Origin of the sequence: Streptomyces sp. NPDC051582 (genome assembly GCF_040681715.1) — a bacterium.
Lineage (GTDB): Bacteria > Actinomycetota > Actinomycetes > Streptomycetales > Streptomycetaceae > Streptomyces.
In genome coordinates this window covers 60,481-84,190 of the sequence record NZ_JBFAZJ010000031.1, presented here as the reverse complement: position 1 = coordinate 84,190, position 23,710 = coordinate 60,481, and the positions used below count along the sequence as shown (strand labels likewise).

Below are 23,710 nucleotides of genomic sequence, written 5' to 3'. Positions count from 1 at the left end.
GGGAGCCTCCGTCCTGCCGCTCAGTTGCCCGCGTACTTCTTGGCGACGGCCTCCGCGCGGGACTGGCCCGCCTTGAGGGCTTCCTCGACGCTGGTACGGCCGGCGATGGCGGAGCTGATCTGCTGGGAGACCTCGGTGCCGAGGTCGGTGAACTCGGGGACGCCGACGAACTGGATGCCCGGCGCGGGCCGAGGCTGGACGCCCGGATCGGCCGGGTCGGCCGCGGTCAGAGCGGACTTGGTGGCGTCGGCGAAGGCGGAGGCCGCGGCCACGTACTGCGGATTGGCGTAGGTGGAGGTGCGCTTGCCCGCAGGGAGGCGGGCCCAGCCGAGCCGCTCGCCGACGAGGTTCTCGTACTCCTTGCCCGATGCCCAGGAGACGAACTTCCACGCGTCGTCCTGGTGTTCGCCGGCCTTCTGCAGGCCCCAGGCCCACGTGTAGAGCCAGCCGGAGCTCTTGGTCCGTTCCACGGGGGCGGGGGCGTAGCCGACCTTGCCGGCCACGGGGGAGGCCTTGTCCTCCAACGGGCCCGCGGCGGAGGTGGCGTCGTACCACATGGCCACCTTGCCCTGTTCCATCGCGTTGAGGCACTCGGTGAACCCGGCCTGGGGGGCGCCGGCTTCGCCGTGGTCGCGGACCAGACCGACGTAGAACTTCACGGCTTTGGCGAACTCCGGGCTGTCGAGCCGGGCCGTCCAGTCCTTCTCGAACCAGGTGCCGCCCATGGTGTTCACGACGGTGGTCAGCGGGGCCATCACCTCGCCCCAGCCGGGCAGACCGCGCAGGCAGATCCCCTTCATGCCCGGCTCGGCCCCGTCGGCCTTGGCCGCCAGCTCGGCGACCTCGGCCCACGTGGGGTTCGCGGGCACGGTCAGGCCCTTCTCGGCGAAGACGTCCTTGCGGTACATGAGGAACGAGGACTCGCCGTAGAAGGGCTCCGCGTAGATCTCCCCCGAGGCGGTGAGGGACTCCTGGATCGGGGGCAGGATGTCGCCCTGGTCGAAGGCGGAGTCGGCCCTGGCGCGGGCAGTGAGCGGGGAGAGCCAGCCGTTCTTGGCGTAGATCGGCGTCTCGTAGTTGCTGATGGTGGCGACGTCGTACTGGCCGGCCTGGCCGGCGAAGTCCTGGCTGATCTTGTCCCGTACGTCGTTCTCCGGGAGCGCGGTGAAGTGGACCGTGATGCCGGTGGCCTTGGTGAAGTGGTCGGCGGTGAGCTTCTGGAGGTCCACCATCTGGGGGTTGTTGACCATCAGCACGTTGATGGAGTGGGCTCCGGAGCCGCCGGCGCCGCCGCCGGCGCCGGAGCACCCGGCGATCAGGGCCATGCCCAGGCCGACGGCCGCGGCCGGGACGGCTCTGCTGGTTCCTCGGGTCGTCATGCGGGTCCCCTTCCGGGTGATGGTTTCGGGCATGCCGACAACACGCGTGGCGTGCGGGGTGCGTATTGCGGGGTGCGTACTGCGCAACTGCGTGGGGCGAACTGCGGACGCGTGGCCGGAGCGGGTCAGACGCGGATGACCTGCGGGCCCAGCAGCGAGTACCGGTGGGCCTCGGCGACGGAGAGCCCGGTGTCGGTGACGATCGTCTCGAAGTCGGACACCTCGGCGAAGCGGCAGAAGCTGCTCGCGCCGAACTTGCCGTGGTGCCCCATGAAGATCCGTCTGCGGGAAACCTCCAGCGCCTTCGCCTTGACGTCGGCCACGACCGGATCGGGAGTGGTGAGGCCGCAGTCCCGGGAGATGCCGTTCGACCCCAGGTAGGCCAGGTCGATGACGAAGCCCGAGAGCATCGCGCAGGCCCAGGAGCCCACGGTGGCCAGCGTCCGGGCGCGGACCCGGCCGCCCAGGAGCAGCGTGGTGTGCGGGGAGTCGGCCACCGCCGCGGCCGTCGACAGCGAGGCGGTGACCAGGGTCAGGGGGCGGTCGGTGGGCAGCAGCGTCGCGAGGAGCTGTGGGGTGTACCCCTCGTCGACGAACACCGTCTCCGCCCCGCCGAGCAGTTTGGCGCCCTGCGCGGCGATCCGGCGTTTGCTCTCGACGTGCAGCGTGACCCGCTGCGCCAGGTTGGTTTCGAATCCGGCGCTCTCGACGGGATACGCGCCGCCGTGGGTGCGACGGACGAGCCCACGGCGCTCCAGTTCGCTCAGGTCCCGCCGGATCGTCTCCGGCGCCACCCCGAAGTCCGCGGCGACACCTGCGACCTCCAGCCGCCCCTGCTGCCGGGCGAGGGTGAGCAGCCGTTGGTGGCGTTCCTCTGATCGCATCGGACGTACCTGCCCTTCCCCAGCCCGTTCGGGCACCGGCGGCCCGAACGGGCCCGCCCAAGATTTATACCGCCGGGGATCAGTCGCGCACCGGCCCGTTCCGGGCATGAGATGGCCTGTATGTGCCCGTTCCGGAAGGGGCAGAACAGCACGTCAGAGCCGTTCAGTCGGTCATTCCGGGCGCCCGGGGTGCCCGTTTGGCACGTTCGGGTGCCGGATCCGGTGCGGGCGGGCGGGTCCGCCGCCCCGGCGGGGCCGCGGGCGCCAATCGGACCGGCGGGAGCGGCCGTTCGGGCATCCGGTACGGGCGGCACGTCCGCCACACCCGTGCTGAACCGGGGATTCGTACCCGCCCGGCCGGGCGGACTCGGGCGGACTCGGGCGCGATCGACTCCATAACGGGCCCGGCCCGGCCGCCCGTTCACGACTACAACTGCATCAGAGATCAGATGCGGAAGCCGCCGCCACAGCCGGTGCCGGAACGGAGGGAACCGTCTTGAACGACGTACCGACACCGATACCGATACCGACACCGACACCGAGCCCGCAGGTGCCCGCGAACCGTTCCGCGGAGCACGGCGACGCCTTTCTGAGAGCGCTCTACGAGAAGCACGGGACCGAGCTGATGCGTTTCGCGGCCCGCCGGCTCGACGGCGACTGGCACCGGGCCGAGGACGTGTTCCAGGAAGCGGCCCTCCGCGCCTGGCAGCACGCCGCGCAGCTCGAACCCGGAGCCGAGGCGCTGCGGCCCTGGCTGTTCGCCGTGGTCCGCAACCTGGTCATCGACGGCCACCGGGGCCGCCAGTCGCGCCCGCCCGAGGCCGACGACGAAAGCCTGCGCCGCATGCCGGTACCGGACGGGGTCGACCGCACCCTCACCACCCATGTCGTGGTCGACGCCATGCGCGACCTCACGCCGTTCCAGCGGGAGGTGCTGCTGCACACGTACTACATGGGGCGCAGTGTGAGCCAGACCGCCCAAGTGCTGGGCGTGCCGCCGGGCACGGTCAAATCACGGACGCACAACGCGATGCGCGCCCTGCGGGCAGGCCTGAGCAGCCGGGGCCTGCGATGATCCGCCGCGGCGGCCCGTCCGCACCGCGGATCCCGTGCTGAGGGTCGCCGCTCGATGCGCCCGATGTCCCCACCGATGTCGCACAGTTGGCCTATCCTGCCCCAGTGGATCAGCTGACCGCCGAAGACCCGGCCCGTATCGGCCCCTACCGCCTCATCGCCCGGCTGGGGGCCGGCGGGATGGGCCTGGTCTACCTGGGCCGCTCCGAGGGCGGCCGCACCGTCGCCGTGAAGGTCGTGCAGGCCGAGTACGCCGGACACCCCGAGTTCCGCAGACGCTTCGCCCGCGAAATCGCCGCCGCGCGGAAAGTGGGAGGCAGCTGCACGGCGGCCGTGCTCGACGCGGATCCCGAGGCCGCAGTCCCCTGGGTGGCCACCCAGTACATCCCCGGCCCCGACCTGCACGCCGTCGTCGCCCGGCACTTCGGTCCGCTGCCCGAGCACTCCGTCCACACCCTCGCCAACCGCCTCGCGCTCGCCCTCCAGGCCGTGCACGGGGCGGGCCTGATCCACCGCGACCTCAAACCGTCCAACGTGCTCGTCACCGTCGACGGCCCCCGCGTCATCGACTTCGGCATCGCCCGCGCGATGGACAGCCTCGCCGAGGAACACAGCCTGCACACCCGCACCGGCATGCTGATCGGATCCCCCGGCTTCATGTCCCCGGAGCAGGTCCGCGGCCTCGAACTCACCCCCGCCAGCGACGTCTTCTGCCTGGGCGCCGTCCTCGTCTACGCCGCCACCGGACGTCTCCTCTTCGGCGCCACCGACACCGGACTGAACGCCCACCTCTTCCGGATCGCCGAGGAGGAGGCGGACCTGACCGGGGTGCCGGCCGCGCTGGTCGACCTCGTACGGGCCTGCCTGCACAAGGACCCGGCCCGGCGGCCGACCCCCCGCGAGGTGGCCGAGCGTACGACGCCGGACCAGGCACCGGAGTGGCTGCCGGGGGCCGTACTGGCACAACTCGGCCGTCATGCCGCCGAGTTGCTGGACTACGCCCCGGTGATCCCGGCCCAGGCCCCGGCCCCCGCGGAAACGCCCGCCCCGCAGGGGCCGCCCCTGCCGTCCGCCTACGCCCCGGCGCCCCTCGCGGCCTTCGATCCCGCGCGGGGCTTCGGACCGCCCCCGGGCGCGCCCGCGGCCGCCTGGCAGGCACCCCCGCCCCCGGACTCACCTCCGGCCCCCGCGCACCCGAGGCGCTGGTGGGGCCTGGCGGCGATCTCCCTGGCACAGCTGCTGGTACTGATCCAGGCGGCGGCGTTCAACATCGCGATCCCGGCCGTCCAGGGAGACCTGCACCTGTCGGCCGATGACGCGCGCACGATGGCCGGCGCCTACGGCATCGCCTTCGGCGCCGTGCTGCTGATCGGGGGGCACGTCGCGGACCTCGTGGGCCGCAGACAGACGCTCATCGTCGGACTGCTCGGCTGCGCGGCCGCCTCCGTCCTCGGCGGATCGGCTCCGGACTCCGGCACGCTCGTCTGGGCCCGCGTGCTCCAGGGCGCGTTCGGCGCGCTGCTGACCCCGGCCGCGCTGTCCCTGGTGGCCACCGGCTTCACCGACCCGAGGGAACGAGGCAGGGCCTTCGGCGTCTACGCCGCCGTCGCGGGCGGCGGTACGGCACTCGGGGTGGCCGCGGGCGGATGGCTGCTCACCGCCCTGAGCTGGCGCGTCGCGCTGTTCGTCGGCGTGCCGATCGCCGCGGTCGCGCTGATCGGCACGCTCACCCTGGTGCGCGAGAACGGGGGCCGCACCGCCGGCCACTTCGACGGGCCGGGCGCACTGCTCGGCGCGGGCGGGCTCGCCGCCCTGCTCTACGGACTGGGCGAGGCCGCGCCGCTCGGCTGGACCGCCCCCCTCGTGCTGGTCCTGCTCGTCGGGGGCGTCCTCCTGCTCGCCGGCTTCGTGTGGCGCCAGACCGTCGCGGCGCACCCGCTCCTGCCGGCGGGCGTCCTGAGGGACCCGAACCGCGCAGGCAGCCTCCTCGCCATGCTCCTGGCCGGCGCCGGCGTCCTCGTCCTCTACCCCGTCGTCGGCTATTACCTCCAGGCCGTGCTGGGCGACGCACCGGGCGCGGCCGGAGTGGCCTTCCTCCCCATGGCGGCCGCGATCGCGGTCGGCTCCACCCAGGTGTCCGCCCGGCTGCTGCACCGCGTGGGGCCCCGCGTCCCGCTCCTGGCGGGCCTGGTGCTCACCGCCGTCGGTCTGTTCCTGCTGACCCGTCTCGGCCTCGAAGGCTCGTACGCGACCGGAGTGCTGCCCGCGCTGCTCCTCATCGGCCTCGGGATCGGGACGGCCTTCGTGCCGGTCTTCGCCACCGTGACCGGCGGGGTCGCAGCGGCGCGCTCCGGCGGAGCCGCGGCAGCCGTCTTCACGGCCCAGGCACTGGGCACGGCGATCGGCGCGGCACTGCTCGACACCGTGATCTCCGTCCACGTGGACCGCCTGCGCACCGGGGCCGAGCTGCCCCGCGCGATCGTGATGGAGGTGCTGCGCGCCGAGACCGCCGGCTTCTGGTGGGCGGCCGGCAGCCTCCTGCTCGCGGGCCTGGTCGCCGCCCTGACGGTCAGGGCCCGGGGGCCCCGGGACGACGCGCGGAGCGTCACCGCGGCAGAGGGCTGACCGGCCCCGGACAGGAAGGCGGGGCGGGCCGACAGCACTCGGCCCGCCCCGCCCCCCTCTTTCCTCCGACGGCCGGGCCTCCTCAGATCCCCAGGGCCCTGCGCAGGCCCAGGCGGTCGGTGCCGAGCTTGGTGAAGACCGCCGACAGGAGTTCGGAGACGGCCTGCGGGTCGCTGTGCGTCTTCGCCGCGATCGCCGTGTTGTCGAGGCCGAGCGCGGCATGGCCGGCCGCCGCGCTCTCGGCCACGGTCAGCGTGTCCTGCTCGAACGTGTGCAGCCGGCGGGGGCGCAGACCGGCCGACACCAGCTGGGAGCGGGCGCGGCGCGCGAGGCCGTCGGCGCCGCAGGCCGAGGCCGTCTCCATGCCCCGGTAGAGCTGCTGCGCCGCCCGGTGCGGATCGCCCAGGGTGTGCAGGGCCGTGCCGTGATCGACGAGGGCGTGGGCGAGTTCGCAGGCGGCGGGGGACTGTTCGAGGTGGCCCACCGCCTCCTGGAGGAGGACCGCCGCCTGCGCCGGGTCCGTGGCCGCCGCCGATACGCGCAGGGCGTGGCCGATCGCGCTCGACGTACCGAACACCCGCGCCCGGGCGACCGCTTCGGTCGCCGTGGCGCGTGCCTGCTCGGGCGCGCGGGTCACCTGCGCCAGCGCCAGGTCCAGCTGCCACGGACTCCACGACGGATTGCGGGTGCCGCGCAGGTCCAGCCGCCTGCCCGCCGCGGTCAGGTGCCGCATCGCCTCGTCGATCCGGCCCTGGGCCAGCAGCAGCTTGCCCCACACGGCCTGCGGGTCGGGGTAGACGACCGCGGCCGGGAAGCCGTCGCCCAGCTTGTAGGTGTCGGCGACCCGCTGCGCCTCCGCGGTGTTCCCGCGGGCGAGCAGGGTCTCGATGAGCGTGCCGATCGCGTACCACTGCGCCGGGATCCCCTGGCCGACACGGTCGGCGATCTGCAGGCCGTTGCGGACGAAGTCCTCCGCCTCGGCGAGCCGCCCGCGCCGGTAACGGACGTACCCGAGCAGCGTGTAGACGAACGACAGGTGCGCGCCGCGCCAGCCCTTCGCCTCGAACTCGACGATGCCGGTGTTGAACAGGTCCTCGGCGCGCCCGGGCTGGTCGCAGTACATGAGCGTGACCGCGATGACCGACGGTACTTCGAACCCGAAGTCCTGGTCGGTCCAGCTCATCCCGCCGTCCAGGGCCTGTTCCGCGTACTCCAGCGCCGTGGTGGCGGCTTCTCCGCGCATCGCGGCGTCCCAGGCGCGCAGGCCCAGGATATGCCGCTCCGCCAGACCGCGGCCGGTGAGCCGCTTGGCGAACTGGGCCAGCAGCCGGGAGCGGGCGGGCGAGTTCTCCTCGTCGACCCGGACCGAGTTCCACTTGAACTGCTCGGCCTGCATGCGCAGCCGGGTACGGGAGCTGGAGGCCTGCTTGGCCTCCTCCTGGAGCAGTCCGGCCGCCGCGGCCAGCTGACCCGTGTGGGCGAGGGCCTGGGCCAGCCGGTACGTGATCGCCTCCCGCAGGCCCTGTTCGGCCTTGGGCTCCTCCAGCGCGGCCCTGAGCTGGTTGATGGTGGTCGCGGGATCGTGCAGGAGGTTCGCGGAGCCGAGCTCGAACAACACCTCGGCCCGGTCCTCCGCGTCCGGGGGCTCGCGCAGCGCACGGGCCAGATAGCGGCGTGCCGCGTCGGGCGCACCCGCGGAGAAGCTTTCGCGCGCGGCCTGGCGCAGCTGCTGTACGACCCAGGGATCGCCGTCGGGGTGCATCTCCAGCAGGTGACGGGCGGCCGCCGCGGCTCCCTGGCCGTCGTCGACCAGGGCCTGAGCGGCCATGCCGTGCATCGCCACGCGCACACCGGGCGGGATCGACCGGTACACGGCGGTGGCGACGAGCGGATGGAAGAACTCGACGACCTCCTTGCGGCGCAGGCCGGTGAGGACGGTCAGGATACGGGCGGACCGCAGTTTGTTGATGGCGTCGGCGACCTGTGCGTCACCGAGTGCCGCAACGCTCCCGACGATCCCGGTCGGGACGGCGGTACCGAGCACCGCCGCGGCCCAGGCGAGCCGGACGATGGAGGGCCCGAGCTGTTCGAGGCGGTCGATCAGGCCGCTGCCCTTGACGGCGGAAGCCAGATCGCGCAGCTCGGGGATGCTGTCCTGGTGCGGTTTCAGCTCGCGGTCGCGGCCCTTCATGGCCAGTTCGACGACCTCGAAGGGGTTTCCGCCGGTGATCGCCCAGCACTCGCGGCAGAACACGTCGTCCGCGCTCTGCCCGAGGGCGTCCCGGACTATGCGGGCCACCGCGGTCGTGGTGAGGGGAGCGAGCTCGTGCGGACGGGTTCCCTGCCGGCCCATCAGGGCGCGCAGGGCGCCCGCGCCGGCGGGGATCTCGTCCGGGCGGCAGGCCAACATGATCAGCATGGCGAGCTCCTCGGCCCGCGCCGCGAACGCGGTCAGCCAGGCCAGGGACTCGGCGTCCGCCCAGTGCGCGTCGTCGAGGATCAGGACGACGGGCGCGCTGCGCACCGTGAGGTGGGTGACGACCCAGTCCAGTCCGTCGCGCACGCCCTGCGGGTCGGGTGCGGTCGGGCCTTCCGGGGCCGCGGTCAGTCCGAGCGCCGGGGCGACGATGCTGTACCAGGTGCCGAGGACGTCACGCCGTTCGTCCTCGGTCATCGCGGCGAAGGCCGGCTGGATGAGCTGCCGCATCACGTGGAACGGCACCTGCTTCTCCTGCTCGCCACCGCGGGCGAACAGTACGGTGCACGACCGCTCGCCGGCGTGCCGACGGGCTTCGCCCAGCAGGGTGGTCTTGCCGATGCCGCCCGATCCCGCGAAGGTCAGGACACCTCCGCGGCGTGCGGTGGGACCGTTCTCCGAGGTGCCGCACAACTCGTCCACCGCGCGGTGGATCGCGCGAATCTCGGATTCCCGTTCGAGCAGCGGCTGGGTCGCCCACTCTTGCGGTTCCGTGACATGTGACATTCTTGCCCCCTCCAGCGCGTGCGGCCGAGTGTACGACCCTGGGAGCGAGAAGTTGCTGCTTAAGCACATTATTGCGGGATCACGTCACCCGTAAGGGGACAACGCTGTATCCTCGGCTGACTTTACGCAGGTCGTGACGGCGCGTGATGATTGAACTCGACTTGAAATGAACGGGATCGGCCGGATTCCTTCAAATGCGCGAAACAGGGATCATCGGAAGCTCACTGGGCTGGGGCATCCCCGCCGGCAGTTCCCGTACGGTCACCCCCGGCGCGGGCACCAGCCGCCACCGCGAACTCACCGTCGCGACGGCGGTCAGGATCTCCGCCACGGCGAACGTGTCCCCGATGCACTTGTGCTGACCCGCACTGAACGGGATGTACCGGTGCGCGCGCGGCTGCCCCTCGCCCTTCTCCTCCCACCGGTCCGGATCGAACACCGTGGGATCACGGAACAGCGCCGGGTCGCGGTGCAACGCGTAGGGGCTGTAGGCCAGTTCGGCGCCGGCCGGGATCGAGATGCCGCCCAGGGTGAGCGGGACCAGTGCCCGCCGCGTGAAGAGCAGGGGCGAATGGAGGCGCAATGCCTCCTGGAACACGCGGTTGGCGTACGGCAGTTGTGCGATGTCGGTCGGGCGGACGGGGCGCGTTCCCACCACCGCGTCCACCTCTTCGTGGAGGCGCTTCTCCACCTCCGGGTGGCGGCCGACCTCGTGGAACACCCAGGACAGGGTCGTCGCCGAGGTCTCCGTACCGGAGAACAGGATGGCGATGACCTCGTCCCGCACCTGCTCGGGGCGCATCGTCGTCCCCGTCTCGGGGTCGACGCTCGACAGCAGCAGGGACAGGAGGTCGTGGCGCTCCTGCGCCCCGGCCTCCTCGGCGGCGTACTGCGCGATCACCTGGTCGATGATCCCGCGCAGGCGGGCGGCCGCCGCGTCGAAGCGTCTGTTCAGCGGGATGGGCAGCCGGTCCAGGGACTTGGGCATGACCGCCCGCAGCAGCATTCCCTCCAGGACGATCGGCAGGGAGCGGTGCACCTCGGCGATGGCGGGGCGGCTCAAGTCCCCCGAGAAGATCATCTCGGCCACGGAGGACAGCGCGTACCGCCGGGCCTCGGTGACCATCGAGATCTCCCGGCCCGGCGTCCACGACGCCGTCATCTCCCGCGCCGCCCGGCTCATCACCTCGGCGTAGTCGGCGATGTGGCTGCGGTGGAACGCCGGCTGGATCATCCGGCGCTGCTTGCGGTGGAACTCGCCGTCCGTGGTCACGATGCCGTTGCCGAACATCGGCTTGAGCCGGTCGAAGATCCTGCCGCGACCGAACTTCTGCGCCTGCTGGACCAGCACGGTGTGCACGTGCTCCGGACTCGTGAGCACGTGGACGGGCCAGGTGCCGATGTCGAGCCGCACTATGTCGCCGTGCTCGCGCAGCGATTCGAGGAAGGCGATCGGCCTGCGCCACAGGGGTACGGCGTGCCCCAGGAGCGGTATCCGCCCCGGGGCCGCCGGTGCGTTGACCGCAGGGCCGAGTAGTTCCGTATGGGCCATGGGTCGACTCCCTGTCATGCCGTCATGCCACCGAAACGAGGTCCGGGCGGGTGTACGCGGACTCCAGCCCGGCCGCGAACCGTTCGTCGCTGTACCGTGTGCACTCGTAACGCTGCCACAGATCCGCGCCGATCATCCAGTCTTCGTAACTGCGCACGCAGCGGGTGATGTCCGCACGCAGGGACGGGTCCATCTCGCCCTGGGCATCGATGACTTGAAACAGCCCCCGCTCCGCCGCCACGTAGTCCTCTATGCGGACCTGGATCCGCTCCTCGACCGACCGGACGGCCTCCGGAAGCGAACATCCTTCCCAGGAGGAGATCAGCGACACGAGGTTGTTGTTGTCTCCGCAGGCGTGCTCCTTCGGCAGCGAGAACACGTCGTTGCCCCACGAGATGATGTCCACGGCGCTCTCCGCGACCGCCTGGAAAGCCGGGAGGTCGTGGACGTGCTGCGGCAGGTCGATTCCCAGTCCGGCCTCCACCATGTCCATCATCGGGAGCAGTTGGGAACTGTGCCGGCGCATGAGGACGTACTCCTGGACCGAAGGGCGTCTGGTCGCCCCGCGATTGCCCGCTTCCTGGTCCAGCGAGTGCAGCATCTGGGGGACATGTGTTCGGTATCGGGCCGCCGTTCCGGCGGACATACCGCCCTGGATCCGGTCGCACAGCTCGATGAATCCGTTCACCAGCGGATTGCGGCGCGATGGTGACCACGAGGTCTTGCCCGTGGCCAGATACTCGGTGATGGCATCGGTGACGGGCCGCCAGGCGGCAAGTTCACCCGTCCGGATGAGGTGGTCGTGCTGATCGTCCAGGACGAACGACCAGGCCATCCACTCGGCGAGCAGCACGATGGTCTCGTACGGCACCTCGCCGCTCACGCGGCCGGCGAGGTGTCCGCAGCCGATCGCCGTGAACTGCTCGGCGGCGTCGGTGACGAGCTCGTGGCCCAACGCCCAGGACGTGGCCTCCGCGTTGGCGCGGGCGGCCAGTGGATGCTTGGAGTTCCCGAACGGAAGGTGGAAATCAGGAACAGGGAATGGGTCGAGCCGGGCCATTGATCCCCCCACGGAAGAGTCGGATTCGCCAATACCCGCTCAATGTACGATCGTCATGACACATGCGATTCCGGGGCGCCCCGCTGCTGCGGCGTCGTCGCGGCCGCACACTCCGCAACCTCCGGATAGAAGCGGTCGGGAACCGACCAGAACCCGTCCGCACACGACTACATCAGGCCACCCGTGAAGTAATTAACCCTCAGGGCGCCGCGCACTGTCAATGTAGAAAGTGCGGAGATACTGCATTCTCCCTGCTATTACGGGGCGAATATCCCGGACGGATATGCGAGCGGCATAGTCGCAGGCATTCGGAGGAGGAGCCTCCGGATCCGCCGGTCATCATGGACGTCTTCCGGCCACTCATCGGAGCGTTGCGGCGGCCGTCCGTGAACTCGGTTGACCGTGACACCTGTTGAGGACGGGGCGGCAGTGGTGTCCGCCGGTGGCCGAAGAGCGCCGTGGAGGTGTGCGGCACTCCCTACACTTCGAGGGGACGCAGCCGTCCGGGAAGGGCGGGGGACATGATCGAGCGCCGAGCGGCGGATTCGGGCGACGGCCAGGAGGCCGACGTCCTGGGCTCCTACCTGGAGGTCCTGCGGGCGCGCCTGACCGGCGAGCGGTTCGAGGCGCTCATCCGGGCCGTCCAGACCACCTGCGCACTGCTCGCCGACGGCCGCGAGGCCGTTCTCGAAGTCCCGGGCGACGCCGATCTCGCCCCCGATCTGCAGTGCGAGTACCTGTCCCTGATGGCCGTGATGATCACCGGCCACCTCGACCACCGTCTCGTCGAACTGGCCGCCCCCGACGGGGGCAAGGGCTGGGCGGTCGTGGACAACACCTGCCCCCGCCAAGAGCCGGCCCCCCGGCAGGGGCCCGCTCCCGTCCCGGCGTCCTCCTCCCCCTGCGAGGCGGCCGAGCAGGCGTGGATCGACAGGGAGCTTCGAGGCATCGCCCGCGCCACCGACGATCCGGGCGGCGCGGGCGCGCGGTTGACGTGACGACGATGCCCCCGGCCCGGTGGGCAGGGGGCATCGCGGTGTGCGAGGGCCATCACCGGGCACGGCCCCGCCGGGCCCGGTCCGCGGGTGTCAGGGGGTCAGGGTGTCGTCTTGCCCACCTCCAGGTCGGCGGTGGGCTTCTTCACGGTGCCTCCGGGCGGGCCGGCCGCCCTGCCGGTGTTGTTGTCGGCGTTCGGATCGGCCGTCAGCGCGCTCACGGTCGCGGTGTTGCGGATGTCGGAGCCGTCGCCCGTGTAGTTCGGGTCCAGCTTCACCCTGAACACCCGGGTCACGTCCGCCCCGGGGGCGAGCGTGGGCAGCGGCCCGCAGGTCACCGCACGGCCGGAGGAGCAGGAGGGATCGCCGTCCACGTAGCTCAGCGCCGTCGGCAGCGCGTCACTGACGCTGATCCGTTCGGCCGTCGAGGGACCGGCGTTGCTGACGGTCAGGGCGTACTCGAAGGTCTCGCCCGGCGCCACCGGCGCGGTCTGGACCGGCTTCTTGGTGATCGAGAGGTCGGCGGACGGCGCCGCCACGTTGCCGCCGGGGACCGGGGCGGTGCTCGAATCGTTCTCGCTCGCGGGGTCGATGTTGTCCGCGGTCACCTTGGCGGTGTTCTTCAGGTCGCTGCCGTCGCCGCCGTACGAGGGATCCACCCGCACCGTCAGGACGTACTCGGTGAAGTCGCCGACCTTGAGGGGGCTGGTGCGCTTGCAGGAGACCATGTGCCCCGAGACGGTGCACCCGGACGGGGAGGAGGACACGTACGACAGCCCCTCGGGGAGGTTGTCGGTCAGCTTGACGTTGAAGGCGTCGGCCGAGGGGCCGTTGTTGGTGATCCTGATGCGGTAGTCGAAGGTCTCACCGGGCTTGGGCGGCTTGCTGCCCACCGCCTCCTTGGTCACCGCCAGGTCGGCGGTCGGCTTGTTGACCTTGCTGCCGGGCAGGCCCGCCGGGCTGCTGGTGTTGTTCTCCGGCCTGGGGTCCTTCGTCTTCGAGGCGGCGGTGGCCGTGTTGAGGATGTCGGAGCCGTTGCCCGTGTAGTCGCTGTCCAGCCGGACGGTGAAGCGCCAGCTCTTCGGCGAGCCCTGGTCGAGTACGGCCACGGGGCCGCAGGTGACGGTGCCCCTGTCGGCCGAGCACCCGTCGGTCGAGCTCACGAAGGTGAGCGGCGCGGGCAGCGTGTCGGTCACTTGTCCGCGTGGTCCCCCTCGTCGGTCGGGGCCGCGGCCGCGACAGCGGTGACCGCGGGCTGTCCGGTCAGCCGCCCAGCCGCTCGTGCAGGAACGCGGTCACCTCCGCGCGCGCCCTCAAGGCCGGGTGGTCCTCCGGGGTTTCGCGGACCTCCAGGGTCAGCACCGCGTGGGCCTGCCGGCCGAAACCGTCGCCGTTGCCCGGGGCCGAGCCGAGCCTGATCACCTTGAAGGCTTCCCCGAGCCGGGAGCTCAGGGTGTCGAACCGCTCCTGCGGCGCCATCCAGTCCTCGCTGAAGCGGAGCCCCATCACACACAGCCCGCTGTTGCGCGTGCGCTCGACGACGCGCCGCAACTCGCCCTCGGAGACACCGGCATCGGCGCGCCGGGCGGCGCCGAGCGCGATCGGCGCAGACGGCTGGCTCATCACGGGAGCCAGCACGACGTCGTCCACCGCCGCGGCCAGGGCGAAACCGCCCGTGAAGCAGAGCCCGATGACGCCGACCCCCGCGGCGGGCGTACGGGCCGCGAGCTCGCGGGCGAGGGCCCTGAGGTAGTCGGCGACGGGCCGGCGGGCGTTCGTGGCGAAGGCCCGGAACTCCGCGGAGACGCAGACGCGGGCCAGGACGGCCGCCGTCCGGGCTACGGACACGGGCCTGCCCGGCGTACCGAACAGCGAGGGCATCACGACGGTGAACCCCTCGGCCACCAGGTGTTCGGCCAGCCCGAGCACCTCGGGAGTGATCCCGGGCAGCTCCGGCAGGAGCACCACACCGGGCCCCTCGCCCTTCTCGAAGCAGTCGTACGTGAGTCCCTCGGCGGAGAACGGGGCCCGGCTCCAGCCGGCGAGGGTGGAAGTCGGTGCGGTGCCTGTCATGTGCCCCTGCTCTCGTCGCGTCCCGGCGTCGGCAGCCGACTTTACGCCGCGTCCATGCCAAGCAGGCGGCCGGATCGGGGTGCGTCAACCACGAGGGGCCGCGGTCATCCTCCCGGAGCCGTCCCACCCCGGCGGGTGAACGGGGCGCCCACCGGATCCGCCCGGGCCCGTGGCCACGGGCCCGGCAAGGAGGCCGACCCCGGCTCGGTAGGGGCGTGAGGTGCGCGAACGGGGTCCGGCCGCGCGGAAAGGATCACTTTCGGTGCCACGATTCCCCCGCACACAGCGGGCAGGCAAGGCTGCGAAGCCGTTCACAGGGATGAGAGGTACGCACGTGGCGCCTCAGGTGGTCGACGAAACGGCTCAGCGCCTCCCGGCCCGGAGGAGTCCGGGCCCCGCCACCCCGAGTGCGGCCCCGGCCGCACCACTCGTACCGGCACCGACCGCATCCGAACCCGCGCCCGAGCGGATCGACGCCGAACTGCTCGTCACGGCCTCGGTCCTGCTCGCCGACGCGGCCCTGACGGCCAAGCAGTCGGGCGCGGAGCTGACCGGCGCGCTGTTCAGCTGGCGGTTCGGACTGGCGGCGCTGAAGCGCCCCGGTTGGGCCCTGGGCACCGCAGTCTCCTGCGCCCGGGCGCTGACCGCCGCCGACGGCCTCGGGTTCGGGGCGAACGGCGGGGTGGCCGGCGAACTCCTGCGGATGGCCGGGAACATGACGTACCGGCGCCCCGCCAAGGTGGCCATGGCCGTCGACGCCTTCGCGCTGCGGATCAAGGCGGCCGCGGTCGACCACCCCAACCTCGGCGCCCCCGCCGCCCGCCGCCTCACCGACGCCATGGTGGCCGGGAACCGGCTGGAGGCAGCGCGGGCGATGCGCGCGCTGATCGAGCTGCTCGGGGTGACCCGCGCCCTGACCACGGTGAGCCCCGTGATCATGGAACTGCTGGCCCTGCTCGGCATGCTGGACGAGAACCCGGTCAACGACGACTTCTCCTGGGTGACGCTCGCCGGCGGCGTGCCCACCACCGATCCGGTCCTCGGACTGCCCAGCTCCGTGCTGGGGTTCCTCAACCCCGGGCCGGGCCGGGCCGAGCGCACCGAGCCGGACCCGATCCTCGCGAACGTGCTCGCCGGCTCCCGCAACGACATCGTGAGCTACGTCAACGACATCGGGGCCCTCGGCAACCACGGCCTGGTGCTGCTGCGCCGCGTCGCGTGCGCCGACGGCACCGTACGGTACGTGCTGCTCCTGCCCGGCACCAGCTTCGGGCGGCTCAGCAACAGCACCCCGCAGGACCTCGTCGGCGCCTTCGACGGACTGCTGCGCACCGACACGACGTACACGCGCGCCGCGAAGAAGCTGCTCCGGCGGGCCGGGGTGCCCACCGGCGCGGAGCTCATGATCGTCGGGCACAGCCTGGGCGGCATGACCGCGATGAACCTCGCGTCCGACGTGGAGGTCTGCGCCACCCACCGGGTCACCCACGTGATCGCGATCGGCTCCCCGATCGACAGCAAGCGGCCCGCCGACCACACCACCCGGGTCATCAGCCTCGTCAACAAGCACGACGTGATCCCGGGACTGGACGGACGCGGACCGGCATCGCCCCACGACGTCCCCGCGAGCTGGGTCGAACTGGCCTGGCTGGACGAGTCGTACGACTACCCGCTCTCGCACGCCCCGCAGGCCTACTCCGACGCGCTGCGCGGGGAGTTCGCCCACTACCGGGACCAGGTCAACAAGCTGATCGGCGACTACGACGGCGAAGTCGTCGGCAACCAGCCCTACATGCTGCGCGACAAGTGACCACAAGGGAGACCCGACCGATGACCACTGCCGACAGCCCGGGCACGGCCACGGCCACCACGCCGCGACGTCCCGCCAGCGCCTGGCCCCTGGAGAACGCCGTGTTCAGCGCGGCGATGGTCGCCCAGCGCCTGCCCTGGGTGGACGCCCCGGCCCGCGCCCTCGGGCTGGACCTGCTGACCCGGGACGGGGTGACGCGTGCGCTGCTGGCCTTCCTGCGGCGCACCCGCTCCGGGCGCCCCGTCCAACTGCGCACCCCCTTCGGGCCGTTCCTCCTGCCCCTGGCCGCCGCCGACGCCGCGGGCCTGCTCGCGGCGGCCGACGAGGCGGGGGCGCTCGCACCCGCCACGGGCCTGACGGCCGGCGGGCAGCGCCACGGTCTGTCGCCGCACGTACCGCTGCCGCGCGACGCCGCCGTACCGGCCGCGGAGCTCGGAGCCCTGCTGGCCGAGGACGTGGACCGGGTGATCGCGGCCCGCCGCGGTGACGGCACGCTGGAGTGGACCGACTGGCAGCGCGGCATGCTGCGGCTGAGCCGGCGCGTGGTGGCGGGTGCCGCCGCCGTCGAGGACACGCTGCTCAGCGAGGTGCTCGCGGCGGCGACGGAGGCCACCGGCAGCCGGTCGTACGAGGGCCGGGCCGAGGCCCTGCGGCGCCGGCTGGCACCGCATCTGGCCGACCCGGACCCCGCCTCCCTGACGGGCCGGCTCCTGGCCCGGGGGTCCGGGTCCGAAGCGGCCGATCAGGACGCCGCCGCACCGGCCGTCGCGCACGCGCTCGCGCTGGTCTCCCGGGCCGCTGCCGAGACGGTGCCCCAGGCGCTGGCCCTCCTCGCCGCGGGCGCCGCCGACTCCCCGGAGGCGGCCGTGGCCGAGGCGCTGCGCCGCTGGCCGCCGGTGGCCGCGGCGGTGTACCCCGTACGGTCCGACTTCGTCTGGCAGGACCTGGCGGTCGAGGCCGGGACCGAGATCCTGCGCGTGCCCGGCTGGCTGCGCGGTCTGGACGGCGAGGTCCTCCCGGACCCGGCGCCGGGCGGCGCGTCGGCCGCGCTGGGGGCCACCGGCATGCCGCCGCTGTGCGGGGCGCCGACCGGGTGCGCCGCGACGCGGTTCGCCGCGCTCGTCGCCGAGCACATCGTGCGCGCCGTCACCGACGCGGTCCGCCCGCTGCTGATCGCCCCGCAGTTCACCGCGGACCGGCTGCCGGACACCCTCGATCCGCGGACGCTGGTGGTGGCGCTGGAGGACCTCGCCGCCCGGCCGGACGACGGACGGGTGAGCGTCACCCTGCCGACGGCGGTGCCCGTCTCGGCGTTCGGCTACGCCCCGGCGGCGTACGGGGCCCTCGCGCACGCCAGCGCCGACCGGCTGGAGCGGCACGCGCACGGCCTCACCGCGTGCGCCGGGAACAGCGGCTGGAACGCCGACGAGGAGGGCGAGCGGTTCCGCATGGTCCTGCTGGACCACGCCGAGCGGTGCGCCACGGCCGCCGACGGCGTACGGCGGGCAGCGAAGCGGCTGACGGACTGAGACGGACGGATCCATGCACACTTCGGCACCCGCACCGCCGGGACCCGCCCGCGCCGCCGTCCTCGCCGGGCTCGGCGCGTACGTCCCCCCGCGCGTCCTCACGAACGCCGAGCTGTGCGGTAGGCGGCCCGTCGGCGACGAGTGGATCCGCGCCCGCATCGGTGTGGCGGTGCGGCGCATCGCGGAGGGGGAGGCCACCGTCGACCTGGCGGTACGGGCCGGACGGCACGCGCTGACCGCGGCCGGGGTGTCCTCGGTCGACGCGGTCGTCCTGGCCACCATCTCCCCGGACCGGCTCATCCCGTCCGGGGCCCCGGAGGTGGCGGCCCGCCTCGGACTGGGCACGGTGCCCGCGTTCGACGTGACGTCGGGCTGCAGCGGGTTCGTGTACGGCCTGGGCGTGGCTTCCTCGATGATCACCGCCGGTGCCTTCGACCGTGTCCTGCTCGTCGCCTCGGACGTGTTCAGCGCGTTCCTGGACCCCCAGGACTGGCTGATGGCGGCCATCTTCGGCGACGGGGCGGGAGCGGTGGTGCTGCGCGCGGGCGAGGCGGGCGCCCCCGGCGCGTTCGGGCCGTTCGACCTGGGGAGCGACGGCGCGCGAGCGGACCTGCTGGAGATCCCCGGGGGCGGCGCGCGGGCCCGGAAGCGGCAACGGGACGCCCCGGACGAGGAGTTCTCCCCGCACTTCCGGATGGACGGCCCCGCCGTGCGCAAGCAGGCCGTCGTCGGGATGTGCGACTCCGTGACGCGGGCCGTGGAGCGGGCCGGGTGGCGGCTGGAGGACCTGGACCTGGTGGCCGCGCACCAGGCCAACCAGCGGATCCTGGACGGGCTCACGGACGAACTGGGCCTGGCGCCGGGGCAGGTGCTGTCGCACATCGAGCAGTACGGGAACACGGGGGCGGCCTCGGTACCCGTACTGCTGGCCCAGGCGGCCGCGGCGGGAACCCTCTCGCCGGGCCTGCGGGTGGCGCTCACCGCGTACGGGGCGGGACTGGCCTGGGGTTCGACCACCCTGGTCTGGCCCGAGGTGCGGGCGGTGTCCGAGGGCGGGTGAGCCGCGCCCCGCCCCCGCCCCCCGACCCCCTCCCCCTCCAGACCCCCAGACCCCCAGACCCCCAGACCCCCGACCCCCGCCCCGCGTGCTCCGGGCGGACTACCAGAACGGTGTGTCTCGCCTGCGCCGTTCCCGGTCCACCAAGGCCTGGACGGCGGCCTGCGCCTCGGCGCACAGCAGGCGGGCCGCGGCGGCCCGGGCGGCGTAGGACTCGGGCCGCCGCGGAGCGGGGATCGGCTCGCCGATGGTGACGAGCCACTTGGCGGGCAGCGGGAAGGCCGTCGTGATGGGGAAGTAGGGGAGGTCGAAGAGGCGGGCCAGGGCCGGGACCTCGCCGATCCGGGGGTACGCCTCCTCGGCGCCGATCACGGAGACCGGGACCACGGGCGCGCCCGCCCGGACCGCCGTGACCGCGAACCCGGGGCTGAACGGCCGGAGTTGATACCGCTTTCGAAAGGGCTTTTCCAGCCCGGAGAATCCCTCGGGAAACACCCCGACGAGTTCCCCTGCGGTCAGGTGTTCCATTCCCAGTGTCGGATCCAGCGGAATGGCGCCCTTCTTGCGGGCGTACGAACCGAGGATCGGGAGGCGGAAGACGAGCGGCGCCGCGGGAACGTGCAGGGGTCGTGCGAGAGTGCGGGCGAAAACCTTCTGGAGGACGAAGGCGTCGAGTCCCCAGGCGCCCGAGTGGTTGGCGACGAGGATGGCGGGCCCCTCGGCCGGAATGTTCTCCGTACCGGCCACTTCGAGCCGGAACCAGTCGTCGACGAGCCAGTCCATGAACCGGTCCCAGGCGTCTTCGCCGGCGTCGCCGAGCAGCCGCTTCGCATGCCTGAGCTCGGCTCCGGCCACCTCGATCACATCGGTCATGCTTTCCGACACGAATGAACCCCACTCTCGCATTTCGAATCATCAACAAGCCCGGCGGGGAAGGGTTTTGAGTAAATACCCTGCCGTGGTACCTATTTGAGCACGAGAAGGCCTCGCCTTCGCCACCTGTCCCGCTCGCACCGATACCGCGAATGAGAGATGCCGTGACAACTTCCGCCCAGGAATCCGTCCTCGATGTCATCAGTGGACTGCTCGTCGAGAAGTTCGAAGTCCCCTCCGAGGAGGTACGGGGAAGCGCGCCCATGCGCGAGCTGTTGATCGATTCGCTCATGATCGTCGAAATGGCCATCGCCGTTCACGAGACGTTCGGAATCAAGGTCGAGGAGGAAGAACTGCGGACCGCGACCCTCGCGGAGTTCGCCGCGGTCCTCGACGAACGGCTGACGGACCGTTGACCAGGCGCTCCGAGGCCGTCGTGACCGGGCTCGGCCTGGTCACCGCGGCCGGATGCGACCGCGACACCACCTGGTCGGCGGTCCGTGACGGCCGGGCGACGGCCGTCCCCGACCCGCTGCTCCACGGCCTGCCGGTGTCGCTCAGCTGCCGCGTCCCGGAGCTGGACCACCCGGTCCTGCGCCGGCGCGGGTCGGCCCGGCTGGACCCGGTCGACCGGTTCGGCCTCGTGGCCGCCGCGCAGGCGCTCGACCAGGCCGGGCTCGATCCGCGGGAGTGGGACGGCGACCGCGTCGCCGTCGTCACCGGCGGCGGCGTCGGCGGCGTCCTGACCCAGGACGAGGCGCTGGCCCGGCTCGGTGAGCTGGGGCCGCAGTTCGTCTCCCCGTACTTCCTCCCCGGCTATCTGATCAACATGACGTGCGCGAACATCGCGCTGCGCTTCGGGGTGACCGGCCCCGCCCTGGCCACGTCCACGGCCTGCGCCTCGGGGACCACGGCCCTCGGCGTCGCCCGGGACCTGCTGGCGACGGACCGGTGCGACATCGCCCTCGTCTGCGGCGCCGAGGCGGCCGTCACCCGGCTGCTGGTGACCGGCTTCTCCCAGCTGGGCGCGCTGTCGGACACGGGATCGCGGCCCTTCGACGCCGCTCGCGACGGCTTCGTCATCGCCGAGGGCGCGGGCGCGCTCGTCCTGGAACGCCCCGAGCACGCCGCCGCCCGCTCCGCCCGGCCCCTCGGCCGCCTGATCGGCCACGGCGCCACGACGGACGCGCACCACCTGGTGGCACCGCACCCCGAGGGCCGCGGCGCCGAGCGGGCCGTCCGCGCCGCCCTCGCGGACGCCGGGGTCGCCCCCGGGGACGTGGGACACGTCAACGCACACGGCACCGCGACCCGGCAGAACGACGCGGTCGAGGCCGCCGTGCTGCGCCGCGTCTTCCCCCACCGGCCTCCCGTCACCTCGGCCAAGGGCGCCCTGGGGCACACCCTCGGGGCCTCGGGCGCCATCGAGGCCGCCCTGACCGTACTGGCGCTGGCCGAGGGAATCGTTGCGCCCACGGCCGGGCTGGCCGAGACCGACCCCGGCGTCGGCATCGACGTCGTCGGGGGTACGGCCAGGAAGCACCCCGCGCAGATCGCCGTCAGCAATTCCTTCGGATTCGGCGGCCACAACGCGGTGGCGGTCCTCGCCCTGCCCTGACGGCGGGGCCCGGTCCCCGAGGCCTCGGGCCCGCCCCTGGCGGCGCCGGGAAGCGGCCCCGGGCGGGCAGGGCGATCATGGGGGTGTGGAAGGTGCGCCATGACCGAGCAGACGCCCATAGAGGACCTGATCAGCGGCGCCGCCCAGGACGCCGGAGGATGGCTCGGCTCCCTGCCCGTGGCGCAGCTGGCCACCGGCGCCGACGGCACGATCGTGCGCTGGAACCGTGCGGCGCAGGAGCTGCTCGGCTACGCCCCGCCCCAGATCGTCGGCCACCACATCGCCGACCTCCTCCACCCCGGGGCCGACCGCAGCCTCGGCCGCGCCCTGTGGGAGACCGCCGTCACCGGACGCGGGGTGATGGGCACCGTGACGGCCTGGCACCAGGACGGGCATCCGCTGGAGCTGGAGATCTGGGCCTGTCCGGTACCCGGCCGGCGCCACGGTGCCTCCGCGGTCCTCGTCTTCGCCGCCGACGCCCACGCGGCCCGCCGGATCCGGGGCTCCTCGGCGGTCTGGGACGGACTGTTCGCCCGCTCGCCCGTGGGCATCGCCATCCTCGACACGCAGCTGCGGTTCCTCCAGGTCAACCCGGCCCTGGAGGAGATGAACGGGCTTCCGGAGTCCGCCCACGTCGGACGGCGCCTCGCGCAGCTCCTGCCGGAGGTCAACGCGGAGGACATGGAGGACGCGATGCGGCAGGTCCTCGCCACCGGGGAACCGGTGCTGGACCGCCGCCGCACGGGCCGTACCCCCGCCGAACCCTCCCGGGACCGGGTCTGGTCGTGCTCGTACGTCCGGGTCGAGGACCCCGGCGGCCGCCCGATCGGCGTGATCGCCTCCCTGCTCGACATCACGGAGCAGCAGCGCGACCACTCCGAGGCCGAGGCCGGCCGCCGCCGGCTGGCGCTGCTCAGTGAGGCCAGCGCCCGCATCGGCGCCAGCCTGGAGCTGGAGCGCACCGCGCAGGAGCTGGCGGAACTCGCCGTACCGCAGCTCGCCGACGCCGCCACCGTGGACGTACTGGACACCCTCGCGCGCGGTGACGAGCCCGGCCCGGGACTCGCCGGGGGCGTGGGCCTGCGACGTCTGGGCAAGGCCCCGCTGACCGGCTCCGCCGTGATCGGCATCCTCGCCCCGCTCGGCAGGACCCTCGTCTTCCCGGCGGCCGCCCCCTACACCCAGGCACTGGCCGCCCGCAGGCCCTTCCTGATCGCACACCTGGACGAGCAGACCATCGCCTCCGCCGCCCGCCACACGAGCAAACCCGCACAGCTCCTGCCCGTCGGAGTGCACTCGTTCATGATGGCGCCGCTGATCGCCCGGGACCTCGTGCTCGGCGTCGCGACCTTCTACCGCACCAGCCCCGTCGGCCCGTTCGGACCCGACGACGTCACGCTCGCCGGAGAGCTCGCCGCCCGCGCCGCCATCAGCATCGACAACGCGCGCCTCTACCACCGCGAACACGAGACCGCCGTCATCCTCCAGCGCAGCATGCTGCCCCAGCACATCACCCCGCCGCCCGGCATCGAAGTCGCCCACCGCTACTTGCCGGCCGGCGACGTCAACGAGATCGGCGGCGACTGGTACGACGTCCTGCAGCTGCCGGGCGGCAAGGCGGCCCTGCTGATCGGAGACGTCATGGGCCACGGCATCGCGGCCGCCGCGGTCATGGGACGGCTCTCCGCCAGCGTGCGCGCCCTCGCCCGGCTCGACCTGGCCCCCGAGGCGCTGATGCACCAGCTGGAGGCGACGCTGGACGACCTGGCCGATCCGATGATCGCCACCTTCCTGTACGCCGTCATCGACCCCGCGAACGGCCGCTGCCGCATCACCCGTGCCGGGCACCCGCCGCCCGCGACCGTCACCCCCGACGGCACGGTCCGCCTCCTCGACCTGCCGCCCGGCGCCCCGCTGGGCGTCGGCGGGACCGTGTACTCCACGACCGACCTGGACCTGCCCCCGGGCAGCCTCCTCGTCATGTACACCGACGGCCTCGTCGAGGCGCGCGGCAGCGACATCGACGTACGCCTCGCCGAACTCACCCGGCTGCTCACCGAACCCCCGCGCTCGCTGGACCACTTGTGCGACTCGCTGATCACGCACCTGGTCCCGGCGTCCGCGGACGACGACATCGCCCTGCTCATCGCCCGCGTGGGCACCGACCCGCACACACCGCCCCCTCCCTGAGGGGCGGC

At 72.8% G+C, this 23,710-nt stretch carries 17 protein-coding genes; 9 read left to right on the top strand and 8 right to left on the bottom strand.

What is annotated here, in order from left to right; genetic code table 11:
• Window positions 1-20: 20 nt before the first annotated feature.
• Both AB0M92_RS31600 and AB0M92_RS31595 read right to left on the bottom strand, forming a co-directional pair.
• Complete coding sequence (locus AB0M92_RS31600) at window positions 21-1,379, bottom strand: sugar ABC transporter substrate-binding protein (RefSeq protein ID WP_366105746.1); 1,359 nt, start codon at window positions 1,377-1,379, stop codon at window positions 21-23.
• A 125-nt stretch (window positions 1,380-1,504) separates the two neighbouring features.
• Window positions 1,505-2,263 (bottom strand): DeoR/GlpR family DNA-binding transcription regulator, encoded by a 759-nt coding sequence (locus tag AB0M92_RS31595; RefSeq protein ID WP_366105745.1) that lies wholly within the window; start codon window positions 2,261-2,263, stop codon window positions 1,505-1,507.
• 550 nt (window positions 2,264-2,813) lie between these two features.
• On the opposite strand from AB0M92_RS31595, the gene AB0M92_RS31590 reads away from it, so the two are divergent.
• Together AB0M92_RS31590 and AB0M92_RS31585 are read left to right on the top strand one after the other, a co-directional pair.
• Window positions 2,814-3,338 (top strand): sigma-70 family RNA polymerase sigma factor, encoded by a 525-nt coding sequence (locus AB0M92_RS31590; protein ID WP_366105744.1) that lies wholly within the window; start codon window positions 2,814-2,816, stop codon window positions 3,336-3,338.
• A gap of 104 nt (window positions 3,339-3,442) precedes the next feature.
• Window positions 3,443-5,962 (top strand): MDR family MFS transporter, encoded by a 2,520-nt coding sequence (locus AB0M92_RS31585; protein ID WP_366105743.1) that lies wholly within the window; start codon window positions 3,443-3,445, stop codon window positions 5,960-5,962.
• 82 nt (window positions 5,963-6,044) lie between these two features.
• Here the strand turns inward: AB0M92_RS31585 and AB0M92_RS31580 are convergent, their stop codons facing one another.
• The 3 genes from AB0M92_RS31580 to AB0M92_RS31570 all read right to left on the bottom strand — a co-directional run bounded on the left by AB0M92_RS31580 (window position 6,045) and on the right by AB0M92_RS31570 (window position 11,557).
• A complete protein-coding gene (locus tag AB0M92_RS31580; RefSeq protein ID WP_366105742.1) occupies window positions 6,045-8,945 on the bottom strand; it encodes an AAA family ATPase in 2,901 nt (966 codons plus the stop codon).
• 190 nt (window positions 8,946-9,135) lie between these two features.
• Complete coding sequence (locus AB0M92_RS31575) at window positions 9,136-10,497, bottom strand: cytochrome P450 (RefSeq protein WP_366105741.1); 1,362 nt, start codon at window positions 10,495-10,497, stop codon at window positions 9,136-9,138.
• 22 nt (window positions 10,498-10,519) lie between these two features.
• Window positions 10,520-11,557, bottom strand: a complete 1,038-nt coding sequence (locus AB0M92_RS31570) for a terpene synthase family protein (protein WP_366105740.1) — start codon at window positions 11,555-11,557, stop codon at window positions 10,520-10,522.
• Between the two features lie 521 nt (window positions 11,558-12,078).
• On the opposite strand from AB0M92_RS31570, the gene AB0M92_RS31565 reads away from it, so the two are divergent.
• On the top strand, window positions 12,079-12,555 hold the full coding sequence (locus AB0M92_RS31565) for a hypothetical protein (protein ID WP_366105739.1): 477 nt from the start codon (window positions 12,079-12,081) through the stop codon (window positions 12,553-12,555).
• Window positions 12,556-12,653: 98 nt separating this feature from the next.
• On the opposite strand, the gene AB0M92_RS31560 is transcribed toward AB0M92_RS31565, so the two are convergent.
• Both AB0M92_RS31560 and AB0M92_RS31555 read right to left on the bottom strand, forming a co-directional pair.
• A complete protein-coding gene (locus AB0M92_RS31560; RefSeq protein WP_366105738.1) occupies window positions 12,654-13,748 on the bottom strand; it encodes a DUF11 domain-containing protein in 1,095 nt (364 codons plus the stop codon).
• 67 nt (window positions 13,749-13,815) lie between these two features.
• On the bottom strand, window positions 13,816-14,625 hold the full coding sequence (locus tag AB0M92_RS31555; protein WP_366105737.1) for a dienelactone hydrolase family protein: 810 nt from the start codon (window positions 14,623-14,625) through the stop codon (window positions 13,816-13,818).
• Window positions 14,626-14,959: 334 nt separating this feature from the next.
• Here AB0M92_RS31555 and AB0M92_RS31550 point away from each other — a divergent pair, with 334 nt between their 5' ends.
• From AB0M92_RS31550 to AB0M92_RS31540, 3 genes are read left to right on the top strand one after another with little or no spacing between them, the layout of a single operon-like run.
• On the top strand, window positions 14,960-16,435 hold the full coding sequence (locus AB0M92_RS31550; RefSeq protein WP_366105736.1) for a lipase family protein: 1,476 nt from the start codon (window positions 14,960-14,962) through the stop codon (window positions 16,433-16,435).
• Window positions 16,436-16,455: 20 nt separating this feature from the next.
• Window positions 16,456-17,964, top strand: a complete 1,509-nt coding sequence (locus tag AB0M92_RS31545) for a hypothetical protein (protein WP_366105735.1) — start codon at window positions 16,456-16,458, stop codon at window positions 17,962-17,964.
• A gap of 13 nt (window positions 17,965-17,977) precedes the next feature.
• Entirely contained in the window at window positions 17,978-19,024 is a 1,047-nt protein-coding gene (locus AB0M92_RS31540) for a beta-ketoacyl-ACP synthase 3 (protein WP_366105734.1), read from the top strand.
• Window positions 19,025-19,123: 99 nt separating this feature from the next.
• Here AB0M92_RS31540 and AB0M92_RS31535 read toward each other — a convergent pair whose 3' ends face one another.
• The gene (locus AB0M92_RS31535; protein WP_366105733.1) at window positions 19,124-19,894 is read right to left on the bottom strand and encodes a lysophospholipid acyltransferase family protein; all 771 of its coding nucleotides are present in this window, start codon (window positions 19,892-19,894) and stop codon (window positions 19,124-19,126) included.
• Between the two features lie 164 nt (window positions 19,895-20,058).
• On the opposite strand from AB0M92_RS31535, the gene AB0M92_RS31530 reads away from it, so the two are divergent.
• From AB0M92_RS31530 to AB0M92_RS31520, 3 genes are all read left to right on the top strand, one after another.
• Window positions 20,059-20,310, top strand: coding sequence for an acyl carrier protein (locus AB0M92_RS31530; RefSeq protein WP_366105732.1), 252 nt, complete (start codon window positions 20,059-20,061; stop codon window positions 20,308-20,310).
• Window positions 20,307-21,512, top strand: coding sequence for a beta-ketoacyl-[acyl-carrier-protein] synthase family protein (locus tag AB0M92_RS31525; RefSeq protein WP_366105731.1), 1,206 nt, complete (start codon window positions 20,307-20,309; stop codon window positions 21,510-21,512). The genes AB0M92_RS31530 and AB0M92_RS31525 overlap by 4 nt, the downstream gene beginning before the upstream one ends.
• 99 nt (window positions 21,513-21,611) lie before the next feature.
• On the top strand, window positions 21,612-23,702 hold the full coding sequence (locus AB0M92_RS31520; protein WP_366105730.1) for a SpoIIE family protein phosphatase: 2,091 nt from the start codon (window positions 21,612-21,614) through the stop codon (window positions 23,700-23,702).
• Window positions 23,703-23,710 lie beyond the last annotated feature (8 nt).